12 protein-coding genes are annotated in these 11,888 nt (G+C 70.7%); 7 read left to right on the forward strand and 5 right to left on the reverse strand.

All coding sequences use genetic code 11. The annotated features are described in order from the left end of the window. Positions 1-117: 117 nt before the first annotated feature. Complete coding sequence (locus tag ACFO5K_RS09680; RefSeq protein WP_378559351.1) at positions 118-831, forward strand: hypothetical protein; 714 nt, start codon at positions 118-120, stop codon at positions 829-831. A gap of 15 nt (positions 832-846) precedes the next feature. Here the strand turns inward: ACFO5K_RS09680 and ACFO5K_RS09685 are convergent, their stop codons facing one another. From ACFO5K_RS09685 to ACFO5K_RS09705, 5 genes are all read right to left on the reverse strand, one after another. Beyond that, positions 847-2,019 carry a glycosyltransferase gene (locus tag ACFO5K_RS09685; protein WP_378559260.1) on the reverse strand — a complete coding sequence of 391 codons (1,173 nt, stop codon included), beginning with the start codon at positions 2,017-2,019 and terminating at the stop codon, positions 847-849. Position 2,020: 1 nt separating this feature from the next. Then, entirely contained in the window at positions 2,021-2,770 is a 750-nt protein-coding gene (locus tag ACFO5K_RS09690; protein WP_378559354.1) for an LppM family (lipo)protein, read from the reverse strand. Between the two features lie 96 nt (positions 2,771-2,866). Continuing rightward, positions 2,867-3,757: a carotenoid biosynthesis protein gene (locus ACFO5K_RS09695; RefSeq protein WP_378559263.1), complete on the reverse strand. Its 891-nt coding sequence runs from the start codon at positions 3,755-3,757 to the stop codon at positions 2,867-2,869. Further along, positions 3,754-5,331, reverse strand: coding sequence for a phytoene desaturase family protein (locus tag ACFO5K_RS09700; RefSeq protein WP_378559266.1), 1,578 nt, complete (start codon positions 5,329-5,331; stop codon positions 3,754-3,756). The genes ACFO5K_RS09695 and ACFO5K_RS09700 overlap by 4 nt, the downstream gene beginning before the upstream one ends. Beyond that, positions 5,328-5,963 (reverse strand): GNAT family N-acetyltransferase, encoded by a 636-nt coding sequence (locus ACFO5K_RS09705; protein ID WP_378559269.1) that lies wholly within the window; start codon positions 5,961-5,963, stop codon positions 5,328-5,330. The genes ACFO5K_RS09700 and ACFO5K_RS09705 overlap by 4 nt, the downstream gene beginning before the upstream one ends. A gap of 125 nt (positions 5,964-6,088) precedes the next feature. Between ACFO5K_RS09705 and ACFO5K_RS09710 the strand changes: the two genes are divergently transcribed. The 6 genes from ACFO5K_RS09710 (at position 6,089) to ACFO5K_RS09735 (ending at position 11,885) form a co-directional block, all read left to right on the forward strand. Further along, complete coding sequence (locus ACFO5K_RS09710; protein WP_378559272.1) at positions 6,089-6,538, forward strand: SAV_6107 family HEPN domain-containing protein; 450 nt, start codon at positions 6,089-6,091, stop codon at positions 6,536-6,538. Between the two features lie 125 nt (positions 6,539-6,663). Beyond that, complete coding sequence (locus tag ACFO5K_RS09715; protein ID WP_378559274.1) at positions 6,664-7,095, forward strand: DUF3040 domain-containing protein; 432 nt, start codon at positions 6,664-6,666, stop codon at positions 7,093-7,095. 400 nt (positions 7,096-7,495) lie between these two features. Next, on the forward strand, positions 7,496-7,927 hold the full coding sequence (gene mraZ / locus ACFO5K_RS09720; RefSeq protein WP_378559277.1) for a division/cell wall cluster transcriptional repressor MraZ: 432 nt from the start codon (positions 7,496-7,498) through the stop codon (positions 7,925-7,927). Between the two features lie 198 nt (positions 7,928-8,125). Beyond that, positions 8,126-9,124: a 16S rRNA (cytosine(1402)-N(4))-methyltransferase RsmH gene (gene rsmH, locus ACFO5K_RS09725; RefSeq protein ID WP_378559280.1), complete on the forward strand. Its 999-nt coding sequence runs from the start codon at positions 8,126-8,128 to the stop codon at positions 9,122-9,124. Then, a complete protein-coding gene (locus tag ACFO5K_RS09730) occupies positions 9,121-10,005 on the forward strand; it encodes a hypothetical protein (RefSeq protein ID WP_378559283.1) in 885 nt (294 codons plus the stop codon). The genes rsmH and ACFO5K_RS09730 overlap by 4 nt, the downstream gene beginning before the upstream one ends. Then, the gene (locus tag ACFO5K_RS09735; protein WP_378559286.1) at positions 10,002-11,885 is read left to right on the forward strand and encodes a peptidoglycan D,D-transpeptidase FtsI family protein; all 1,884 of its coding nucleotides are present in this window, start codon (positions 10,002-10,004) and stop codon (positions 11,883-11,885) included. Before ACFO5K_RS09730 ends, ACFO5K_RS09735 begins: the two co-directional genes overlap by 4 nt. Positions 11,886-11,888: the final 3 nt, after the last annotated feature.

Here is an 11,888-nt window from a genome sequence, read left to right on the forward strand (position 1 = left end):
TGGGGTCCCCGGAGAATTGCGACGCGCCGAACAGCTGGTTACTTCGCCTGGCCGGATTCCCGCTCCGCACGCGGTAGCCTCGGCCTTCTCTGCGTCGATGAGGAGTACGTCGTGATCATGCCGCGCCGTTCCACCGCACTGACCTCGCTGACGACCTGTGCTGCCGCGCTCTTGCTGGCCGCGTCACCGGCCGCCGCGGAGCCGACCGCCCCGGCGACGCCCGCCGTCACGCGGGACGCGCCGAACTCCACGCCTGCCGCGGGCCCGAGCGACCTCCTCGGCGCGTATCAGACCGTCGTCGAGACGCTGAAAGCCATGGGTATCCAGCCTTTCCTCTACCCCACGGTCGCCGCGAACTGCTCCGGTGACGGTCTGGGCCTGGTGCCGGCCGTCGCGGGTGCGGTGCCGGGCCCGTGGCCGACGAACACCCTGCCCATCCCCGGTCTCGACCTCACCGCCGTGCAGTCCGGGCAGGCCCTGTTCACCTTCCTGCCCTACGGTCTGGCGCCGGACACCGCCGCCACCGACACCTCGGGCATGCAGGTGGCCTGGCTCAATCTCGACACCGGCCGCGGTGGCATGGCCTCGATGGGGTCGATCGCCGACATCGTGCGCGCCATGGTGCCCCCGGAGGTCCCCGCCGAACTGCGCCCGCTCGCCGAAACCGCCTTGCGCGAGTTCCTGTTCACCGCCGTCCCCGTCGGCGGTGTGCGGGCCGTCCCCGTCGACACCGGTCGCGGCACCGTGCTGGCCGCCGTCTTCGGCACCACCGACAATGCGGGCCGCTCCTGCTTCTTCTTCCCGACCGTCGGTATCACCGACGTTCCCTGACCGACGCCTCGGAGATCAGGCGTGCCGGACGACCGCGTCGTCGGGGGCGACCAGCGGGCGCTGCTTCCAGCGCAGCCGCCCGGCCCGGTGCCTGCGGTGCGAACGCGCCCACAGTGTGAGGTAGCCACCGACGGCCACCGGATGAGCCAGGGCCGAGATGAGATCGGTGCGGGCGGGCGCCTGCCGGGTCTCGGTGGCGCGAGCGAGGATTCGGCTCACCACGGCGGCGAGATAGCCGAGTAGACCGGCCCGGCGGGTGCGCCCACGGCCGAACACCGCGGCCAGCGGCGGCACCCAATAGGCGAGGACCGCGAGCACTCCCACGGCCGCACCGGTATCGAGGCGACCGCCGTAGGCCGACCACAACCAGCGCGTGTACCCGTCGGCGAGTCCGGTTGCGCCGATGTACATCCGGGTGCGGGCGGCCGGGCCCGCCATGACGAGGGCGGTGCGATGACCCGCGCGGCGCAACGCCCGGGCCAGGTCGAGATCCTCGGTGGCGCTGGCGGCGACCCCCACGTGCCCGCCGCCGGCGCGATAAGCCTCGGCGTCGACGGCCAGGAACTGCCCGCAGGCGACCGCCGTAGAAGGGCGCAGGCTGTGATTGGCCGGGCCGACCGGCAGCGTCGAGGCCCACGACCAGGCGAGCAACGGTTGCAGCAGGTGCTCCCTGCCCGATCCGGCCTCCTGCACCGGCCACGCCGACACCAGACCCGCACCGCGCCTGCGTAGTTCGGTCACCACCGCCGCGATCGCGTGCGGCGCCAAGCGCACATCGGCGTCGACGAAGACCAGAGCCGCGGCGTCGGCGCGGGCGGCCAGGCGCGCGCAGGCGGCGGCTTTGCCGGTCCAGCCGGGGGCGGGATGGGCGGCCGAGCGCAGCACGGTGAAACGGTCGTCGTCGCCGATCGCGGTGCGCGCGGCCTCGTAGGTGCCGTCGGTGGAGGCGTCGTCGAGGATCAGCACCCGCAGTCGCGGAACCCCGGTCTGAGCGCGCAGGTCGGCGATCAGGTGGGGCAGGCGGTGGGCTTCGTCGCGCGCGGGGACGCAGACCGTGACGGGTTCGATCACCCCGGACGCCTGCCGCGTCACCGTGCGCACGGTGGCCAGGTTGTAGGCGGCGGTGCTCGCGGCGAGCGCGGCCACACCGGTGCCCGCCCAGGTCAGATAGCGCCCCAGCGCGCCCACGTCAGCGGCCGAGCCTTCGGTGGGTGATATCGCGCCAGATCTCCGCGGGCGAGAAGCTGGGGCGTGGCGCGTTCGGCGGACGCGGGTTGCGGTTGCGGAACGCCATTCCGGCCACCAGCGCGGCCACCGCGAGGGTGACGCCGCCGACGATGCCCGCCCAGCCCGCGAACGAGCGGGTGTTCGGGTCGGCGTACTTCACCTCGGCGCGCAGCGTCGAGACCTCACCGGCGGGCAGCTTCCACGACACCGTGTTGTCGGCGCGCTCGCGGGTGCCGTTGGTCTTGGCCACCCGCGCCGGGAACGCGATGGAGAACTGCACGTCGGAACCTTGCGGCGGCACCGACTCCAGGTCGACCCGGCCGGTGAGGCTCACCAGATCGCCGTGCCGCTTGAACTCCAGGGTGAACATGCCCTGCGTCTGATCGGAGAGGCTGCCGAGCTGGCCGACCTCACCGAAGGTCAGGTCGTCGAAGAACACCTGCGAGCCGATGTAGCCGTCCTGGTCGTAGGTCTCCACGCGCATCTTCGCCGCCAGCGAATCCGGCGCTTCCAGCTGCGGGCCCTGGTCGCCGTCCGCGCTGGGCACCACCGCGGCCACGATGCGCCCGGACACCCGGTCGTTGGACGACACGCCCATCGACGCCTGTACCCGCAGGCATCCGGCGAGGGCGGGCACCAGCAGGGCCAGCAGAACGACAACGGACGCGACGCGCCGCGCGGGCACACGACGACGCGGCGAGGGAGTGGTCATGTCGGCGACGAGACTCGGCTGCACGTTGACATCGTGCCAGGCTCGGGCCCGAGAACCCACACGACGGGCCCACTCGGCACCGCCTACCCGCGCCGATCAGGCTTTTCCCGCGCCGGCCGGCAGCCGGGCCCCCGCCTCCGCGAGATCGGTTCGCGCGCGCAGCAGCAGCGGAATCCCGAGCAGTGCCAGCGCGGCGAATCCCCAGGCGGCCGAGGCTCCCAACCCGAGGAACACCGCGTGCGCCAGAGTCGAACCGAGCCAAGTCCACCCGAACACCGCGACCGGGACGGCCACCGACGGGTCGTGAGCCGGGGGTAGTGCTCGGTCGAGCACGGTGAGCGACAACGCCATGATCGCGGCCACCAGGGCCCAGCCGAGGTAATTGGTGTACGGGATTTCCGGCAGGCCGGGCAGGCCGGCATCGGTGACGGCCCAGCTCCATTGACCGTCAGCGACCATCTGCGGGTCCAGGAACAGGTCCCAGCCCACCGCGCCGAGGACGAACACGACGGTGCGGGTGGTGCGTGAGTTCGCCGCGAGCAGGCTCGCCACGATCCAGATCGGGTACAGGCCGCCGGTCCAGGCCAGCGGAACGACCAGCGGGACATCGGCGAGCGCCGGTCCGAGCCGGTCGGTGGCGTAGGCGTAGGCGCCGAACGGCATCCCGGTGTCGGTGCCCACGATCTCCGAGCTCAATCCGATCCCGGAAACGATCACGAAGAAGCCGACGGCCCACCGCGGGCCGCGGGTGGTCGCCGCGTGCAGCAGCGCGGTGGCCACCGACAGCACCACGACGGCGACCGTGATCCGGTCGCGCGCCGAACCCGCGCTCAACGGGTAGCTGATCTGCACCAGCACCAGCACCAGCGCGCTGAGAGCGGGGATCGCCCGGTGTGGACGAGCACTCACCCAGCGCCGTACTTCCCCGGCCACCTCGGCCCGCCGATCGATACCCGGGGTGCCGACCACCCGGTGACCCGACCTCATCGCCTGCGCAGCGCGCGGAACCGGCGAGCTCCGCGAGCACCGAGGACCAGCCGGGCCGCGCTACGCCCGCTGGCTCCGGACACACCACCGCCGGGATGGGTCGAGGCGCCGGTGAGATACAGCCCCGGCGCACCCGGCACCCGCTGATCGGACAACTCCGGCAGCGGCCGCCACAACATCACCTGATCCAGCGACATCTCCACGTGCATCACATTGCCGCCACGCAGACCCATTTCGGATTCCAGGTCGACCGGCGTCTGCACGAACCGACGCCGGACCGAATCCGCGAAACCCGGGGCGTACCGGTCGACTTCGGCGATGATCCGGTCCGCCTCGCGGTCGGCGTGTGCGGCCCAGTCGCTGCCGTCGGCGAGTTCGTAGGGATGCCACTGGGCCCACAGCGACAGCTGGTGTTCGCCCGGCGGGGCGATGGTGGGGTCGAGCGCGCTGAAACTCATCGCCAGCACCACCGGGCGCGGTGGTAGCGCACCGGCGAGGGCGGCGCCGTGGGCCAGACGCAGCTGGGCGCGGTCGGCGACCAGGAACTGCAGGCCGTTGGCCGATTCGCTGATGTCGGCGCCCGGGTAGTGGGGGAGGCGGTCGGTGGCCACGCGCACCACCATGCCGATGCCGGGGCCCACGCGGATGCGGCGTTGCCAGTCGTCGAGGACGGCCGCGTCGAAACCGCCGGCACGCAACAGGTCCAGCGTTGAGAGGATGTGCGCACCGGCGACCACCGTGTCGGCGGCCAGGGTGCGGCCCGATTCGGTGCGCACCTGCCAGCCGTCACCGCGGCGGCACAGCGCCGTGACGGCATCACCGGTGTGTACTTCGCCGCCGTCGGACCGCAAGCGGGCGATCAGGGCCGCGCTCAGCGCCCCACTTCCCCCCACGGCCCGGCCCGGCGGCACCGAGTGCATGAGGGCGGCGAAGCCGGCCATCGGCGCGGTTCCCGGTTCCGACATGGGCGGACCCGACTGCGCACCGAACCAGGCCAGTGAAGCCTTGAGGCGTTCGTCGTCGAACCAGGAGTCGAGCAGCGCGTCACCGGATTGCAGGAACTCCCGTGACAGCGCCGACCCACCGGCGCGCGCGTCCAGCCCCCAGAACGCGCGCACGAGCCTGCCCGGTGTCGGCGGCCCGCCGAACGAGCGCATCACCCGCGCGCTGCGCTCACCCCAGACCGCGACGAACCGCCGGTAGGCCCCGGCATCGCGCGCACCACAGGCCGCGGCGATCGAGGTGCAGGTGGCGTCGAGATCACGATGGAACACGATCGGCGGGCGGGCACCGTCGGCCGGCGTGAATCCCCACGGATCGCAATCGATATAGCGCAAACCGAATCGTTCGAGTTCGAGGTCCTCGATGATCCCGGTGTGCCGGATCATGATGTGGGCCGAAGAACCGCGATCCACCAGGTGGCCGGGGAAGCGCGCCACCGTCGACACCGCGCCACCGGGCACCGTGTCGCGCTCGAGCACCTGCACCCGTTGTCCGGCGCGAGCCAGATAGCAGGCGGCGACCAGCGCGTTGTGGCCGGAACCGACGACCACCGTCGTCTGCGGTGGCTTCACCGCGCGCTGCTCTGTGATGGCATCGGCAACCGGCGGCCCAGGATCGCGAAGGGCCTGGTGTCGCCGGCGAAGACGAAACTGCGGATCACATCGGTGAACCCGGCCCGCCGGTACAACCGCCACGCGCGATTGTCCTCGCCGGGCACCTCGGGCGTGGACAGCAGTACCGCGGCCTCGGGGCGGTCGGCCAGCAACCGCTCGAGCAGGGTCGCGCCCAGACCCCGACCCTGCGCGCACGGGTGCACGTGTAGTTCGGTGAGCTCGAAATAGTCGGCGAGCAGGTCGCGGGCGGCGGCATCGGGCCAGCCGCAGCGGCGCATCCCGGTGTGTACCTGCTGATGCCACCACTGCCGCGGTGCGCCGCTGTAGCCGTAGGCGATCGCGAGGATGGGCGCGGTGCGCAGGTCGACCGCGCCGTTGTCGTCGGGTAGCACCGCGGCCACCGCCCGCCAGCCCGCTCGGGTGGTGTGTTCGTGCCACATCGGGGCGCGGTGATGTTCGGTGCCGCGCGGATAGTCCATCGCGGCGACATACACCGACAGGACGTCGTGCAGGCGCGCGCGCAGGGCGGCGACGCTGAGGTCGACGACGACGGGTGCTGGGGTGTGGTGATTCGGCTTGACGGCTGTCATGGCTCTCGTCGGTCGCGCGGGGCGCGGAAGTCGGCAGAAGTTGTCGGTGGGTGTCCCTATATTCAATCTCAATTCAAACGTTCGAATGGTTGTTCGAGAGGTGCGAGGGGCGAAAGGGGCAGCAGATGACTGGTCGCCACGATGGTCGAGAGCATGCGGGCCACGACGGTCGCGCGGGCGGGCTGCTACGTCAGGCCGACGCCCTGCTCACCGATTCGGCCTGGGAACACGAGCCGGGGGAGCGGTTCCGCACCGCCTACCTGTCCGCGCTGCGTGGTGCGGGCGCGATGATCGCGCTCGCCGGCGCCGACCGGGCGCCGCGGGCGCGTTCGCGCAGCGCCTGGGTGCTGCTGAGGCGGGCCACCCCGGAGTTCGCGATGTGGGCCGACTACTTCGAGGCGCACTCGCCGCTGCGGGCCGCGCTGGAGGCCGGATTGGACCGAACGATCACCGAAATTCAGGCCGACGAGTTCTGTTCGCGGGTCGGCGCATTCCTCTACGACGTCGACGATGCGCTGGTCGCCGCGGCGAAGACACGCCCGCAGCCGGGCCGCGACCGGGACATGACCGCTTAGTTATGACGGAGTAGGTGGTATGCCTACGATCGAACTCGTATCATGGGGAGCAGATAGCCGCCAAGGTCGGCTACCCGTCGCCTACCCGGAGGCGACCAGCCACGCCTAGTGCCGGGGGAGGTACCGTGCCACTCTCCGAGCACGAGCAGCGCATGCTCGAACAGATCGAGAGCGCTCTCTATGCTGAGGACCCGAAGTTCGCCTCGTCCGTCCGCGGCGGACGACTTCGCTCCACGTCGAGTCGACGCAGACTCCAGGCCGCGGCGTTGTTCGCCATCGGCCTGTTCTTGCTCGTCGCCGGCATCGCCGCCCCGTTCAAGCCGGGCGGTTTCCCGATCATCAGTCTGGTGGGCTTCATCGCCATGTTCGGCGCTGGTGTCCTGTTGATGATCGGTTCCTCGAGTCGGGCCGCCGAGCCGGATTCGACCGACGAGACTCCCCCCGCGGGGACCGGTCCGTCGGGTAGTTCGCCGGGCCGGAGTAGTCGCTCACGTAAGTCGGGTGGGTTCTCCGAGCGGATGGAAGACCGGTTCCGCCGCAGGTTCGAGCAGGAGTAGCCCGGCTCGAACCGGCCGGTCCGCCGGTCACAGCTGTGCAAGCGGCGCCGCACCCGAATCGGGTGCGGCGCCGCTTTTCGCGTGCCCAGGGTGCTGCCCCCACTTTCCCCACGGTTCCCCACCGCGCCCCGCGCCGCGGTCGGTCATCGGCGTCGTCACGCACCGCACCTGCGAAGTTTGCTGAACATTGACCCGGTACCCGGTGAACGACCCGCGCGAGTCTTCCGAACACGCGATAGGCCCGAATCTCAGTGATAGCTGGAATGACCTGCGGAATTGTGTTGGCGGGGAGCAGGATCACCCAGGGTTTCGATTGAAAGTGGGGGAAAGTGGGGTAATGTGGGTCGCGCACTACAGGAGAGGCCGCACGGCGAGGTGATCCAGTAGGGAGGTGGCCGGGATGTTTCTCGGTACCTACACCCCCCGGCTGGACGACAAAGGGCGACTGACATTGCCTGCGAAATTTCGAGACGATCTGGCGGGAGGGTTGATGGTCACGAAGGGCCAAGACCACAGCCTGGCCGTGTATCCGAAAGACGAGTTCACCGCGCTCGCCCGGCGGGCCGCGGCGGCGTCTCGAAGCAACCCGCAGGCAAGGGCTTTCGTTCGCGCGCTCGCGGCGGGCACCGATGAACAACGTCCGGACGCACAGGGCCGGATCATGCTGTCGCCGGACCATCGACGGTACGCCGACCTCACGCGTGACTGCGTGGTGATCGGTTCGGTCGACTTCCTCGAGATATGGGACAAGCAGGCGTGGGAGTCCTACCTCGCCGAGCACGAGGAGGATTACGCGCAAGCCAGAGACGAGTCGCTGGGCGGGATCTTCTGACCCCACAGCACGCGAGTGCTGCGAGGCCTCTGCCCGGGCGTGGACCCTGACGTACTTCCCCGACGCCAGGTGCCGTGCCCCGGTCAGAGACCTCGACGCATTCGCACAGCGAGCTCATCCGAGCATCAACCCATTCGAAAAGCACTCTGTGGCAAGACGACCCGTCTGCGACGCGAGGCAGTATCCCGGGAGGTCGAGGTGAACCATGACGCCGAGAACCCCCGTCATGTGCCGGTCCTGCTCCAGCGAGCCGACGAACTGCTCGGCCCCGCGCTGAGCGAACCGGGCGCGGTCTATCTCGACGCGACCCTGGGTCTGGGCGGGCATGCCGAACACTTCCTGCGCACCTATCCGAACGCGCACCTGGTCGGGCTCGACCGCGACACCACCGCGCTGAAGCTGGCCGGTGAGCGCCTGGCGCCCTACGCCGACCGGATCACGTTGGTGCACACCCGCTACGACGGGATCCCCGACGCGCTGGCCGAGGCGGGACTGGCCGAGATCGGCTCCGTGGCCGCGATTCTCATGGACCTCGGGGTGTCCTCGATGCAGCTGGACGAGGCCGATCGCGGCTTCGCCTACTCCGTCGACGCTCCGCTGGACATGCGGATGGACCCCACGACCGGGCCCACCGCCGCCGACGTACTCAACACCTACAGCCACGGAGACCTGGCGCGGGTGCTGAAAACCTATGGCGACGAACGGTTCGCGGGCAAGATCGCCTCGGAGGTGCTGCGCAGGCGTGCGGTGAAGCCGTTCGCGACCAGTGCCGAACTGGTGGAGGTGCTCTACGCGAGCATTCCCGCCGCGGCCCGGCGCACCGGCGGGCATCCGGCCAAGCGCACCTTCCAGGCGCTGCGGGTGGAGGTCAACGGCGAGCTCGATTCGCTGCGCGCGGCGTTGCCCGCGGCGCTCGACGCTCTGCACATGGGTGGGCGGATCTGCGTGATGTCGTACCAGTCGCTCGAAGATCGGCTGGTGAAGCAGGAATTCGCACCACGGATCATTTCTCGGTCACCGATGGATCTGCCGGTCGAACTGCCCGGCATGGGACCGGAATTCCAGATGCTGACCCGAGGGGCGGAAAAAGCGACCGAGTCCGAGATCGAGGCCAACCCACGGTCCGCTCCGGTGCGGATGCGTGCGGCCGAACGCATCGCGGAGAGGTCGGGGAGGACACAGGAGGGGACACGATGAGCGTGCGCACGAGCACTGTTGCCGTACCAGGGCGGACCGCCCGGCGGGTGCAGGCGGCCGAACGAGTGAAGTCCGGTGCCGCACAGCGGGCCTACGCGCGCAAGCGCACCAGGGAGCAGTTGCTCGACGGCATCGAGTTGCCGCAACCCTCCTCGACCATGGCCGGGCGCATCCCGTTCGTCGCCGCGATCATCGGACTGCTCGGCTGCGGTCTGGCGCTGACCCTGTTGCTCACCACCCGGGCCGCCGAGGACAGCTACCTGCTCGGTGATGCCCGGGCGGTCAACCGCACCCTCGCCGACGAGCGGGCCGCACTGCAACGTGAGGTCGCCGCCGCCGACTCCGCACCCGAACTGGCCGCGCGCGCCAGGGAACTGGGCATGATCCCCGCGACGGATCCCGCCCGCCTGGTGCTCGGACCCGACGGTGCGGTCACCGTCATCGGTACCCCGACGCCCGCACAGGGCGCCCCCGCACCGCCGCTGAACGGTTCACCCACCCCCACCCCCGAACCTGGTGCGCCCGGGCAGGGACAGGGCGAGCGGGTGGTGCCGGTGCGGCCGGGTGCCGCCGCCGCGGATCCGGCCGCGCCCGCCGGCGACGAACCGAATGTGCTCGCCGCGCCGAACGACCGGCCGGGGACCCCGGAAGCGAATCCGCCGCAGGGTTCGCCGCAGCCCGCGCCGGCCGATCCCGCCCAGGCCGAACCCGTTCCGGCCGCGCCGGTCACGGTTCCCGACCGCATCGACATCTCGGCGAGCCCGCAGGGCAATCCGTTCGCCCCGGCCGAAACGCCACTACCCGGCCCGGATGTCGAGCCCGCCCCCGCGGGTCCGCCGAGTGAGACACCGCAGATCGTCGCTCCCGAGGGCGGCCGATGAACAAACGCGGGCCCGCGTCGCAGCAGCGACGCGGGCCGGTCTCGTCGAGGGCCCGCCGATCGGGCTCGCTCGCACCGGACCGGCCGATCCGCCTGCGCCTGGGCGTCGGCCGGGTCGTGCTGCTGTCGACTCTTGCCGTGGTGGCGTTGCAGCTGCTCTACATCCAGAGCATCGCCGCGCCCGTGCTGTCGGCCCAAGCCGCCTCCCAGCGCACCACCAAGGAGACCGAGGCCGCCGTGCGCGGCCCGATCACCGACCGGCACGGCAACCGGCTCGCCTTCACCATCACCGCGAAAGCGCTGACCTTCCAACCGGTCCGGGTGCGCAAGCAGCTCGCCGACGCGAAGGACACCAAGCCCGGCGCTCCGGACCCGGAGCAGCGGCTGCGCGACATCGCGAAGTTCGTGCACGACAAGCTCGGGGCGGACGCGCCCACCGAGAAGGAGCTGCTCGACAAGTTGCGCAGCGACAAGCCCTTCCACTATCTGGCCCGCAATGTGGATCCGCGGGTGGCCGCGGAGATCGTCGACAAGTTCCCGGAAGTCGGTTCCGAGCGTCAGGACCTGCGTGAATACCCCGGCGGTGCGCTCGCGGCGAACGTGGTCGGGGCCACCGGCTGGGACGGGCACGGCCAGATCGGGCTGGAGTCGGCGCTGGACTCGGTACTCGCGGGCACCGACGGCTCACGCACCTATGACCGCGGTTCCGACGGGGCGGTGATCCCCGGCAGCTATCGCGACCTGCAGCCCGCGGTGAACGGCTACGGCGTGGAACTCACCCTCGACGAGGACATGCAGTACTACGTGCAGCAGCAGGTGCAGCAGGCCAAACAGCGCTCCGGCGCGGCCTCGGCGTCGGCGGTGGTGCTCGACGCCAAGACCGGCCAGGTGCTGGCCATGGCCAACGACAACACCTTCAATCCCGCACTGGGGCCCCAGCACTGGGCCTCGGCGAAGATGAGCAACCCCTCGGTGTCGGAACCCTTCGAACCCGGTTCGGTGAACAAGATCGTGACCGCGGCCGCCGCCATCGAATACGGGCTCACCACGCCCGAAGAGGTGCTGCAGGTGCCCGGCTCGATCCGGATGTCGGGTGTCACCGTCAACGATGCCTGGCAGCACGGTCTCGCGCCCTACACGACCACCGGCATCTTCGGGAAGTCGTCCAACGTCGGCACTCTCATGCTCGCGCAACGCGTGGGCGAGGACCGCTTCGCCGACATGCTCGACCGTTTCGGCCTCGGTGAACGCACCGGTGTCGGCCTGCCCGGCGAGAGCCCCGGCCAGGTGCCGGCCCGCGATCAGTGGTCCGGCGGCACCTTCGCCAACCTGCCGATCGGCCAGGGCCTTTCGATGACGACGCTGCAGATGACAGCCATGTACCAGGCCATCGCCAACGACGGCCTGCGCATCCCGCCGCGCATCGTGAAGGCCAAGATCGACCCCGACGGCACCCGCACCGAGGAACTGCAGCCCGACGGCGTGCGGGTGGTGAGCCCGCAGACCGCTCAGACGCTGCGCACGGTGTTCCAGGCGACCGTGCAGGACGACCCGATGGGCGTGCAGATGGGCACCGGCACACCGGCCGCGATCGAGGGCTACCAGGTGGCGGGCAAAACGGGCACCGCGCAGAAGGTCGACCCCGCGTGCGGGTGCTATTCGACCTCCTCGCACTACATCACCTTCGCCGGGATGGCGCCCGCCGACAACCCTCGCTACGTGATCGGGATGATGCTCGACGCCCCGGTCCGCAGCTCCGACGGCAGCGGCGGTGGCTCGGTGGCTCCGCTGTTCCACAGCATCGCCTCCTGGGCGTTGCAGCGCGACCGGGTACCACCGTCGCCGGAGCCGCCGACGCTCGTGCTGGAGGCCGGGCTCTGATTC

The organism is Nocardia halotolerans (genome assembly GCF_042650145.1).
GTDB lineage: Bacteria > Actinomycetota > Actinomycetes > Mycobacteriales > Mycobacteriaceae > Nocardia > Nocardia halotolerans.

Coding starts and splice junctions, on each gene's coding strand:
- ACFO5K_RS09705 (WP_378559269.1), bottom strand. CDS start 5,963: ATGACAGCCGTCAAGCCGAATCACCACACCCCAGCACCCGTCGTCGTC.
- ACFO5K_RS09690 (WP_378559354.1), bottom strand. CDS start 2,770: ATGACCACTCCCTCGCCGCGTCGTCGTGTGCCCGCGCGGCGCGTCGCG.
- mraZ (WP_378559277.1), top strand. CDS start 7,496: ATGTTTCTCGGTACCTACACCCCCCGGCTGGACGACAAAGGGCGACTG.
- ACFO5K_RS09695 (WP_378559263.1), bottom strand. CDS start 3,757: ATGAGGTCGGGTCACCGGGTGGTCGGCACCCCGGGTATCGATCGGCGG.
- ACFO5K_RS09680 (WP_378559351.1), top strand. CDS start 118: ATGCCGCGCCGTTCCACCGCACTGACCTCGCTGACGACCTGTGCTGCC.
- ACFO5K_RS09710 (WP_378559272.1), top strand. CDS start 6,089: ATGACTGGTCGCCACGATGGTCGAGAGCATGCGGGCCACGACGGTCGC.
- ACFO5K_RS09735 (WP_378559286.1), top strand. CDS start 10,002: ATGAACAAACGCGGGCCCGCGTCGCAGCAGCGACGCGGGCCGGTCTCG.
- ACFO5K_RS09730 (WP_378559283.1), top strand. CDS start 9,121: ATGAGCGTGCGCACGAGCACTGTTGCCGTACCAGGGCGGACCGCCCGG.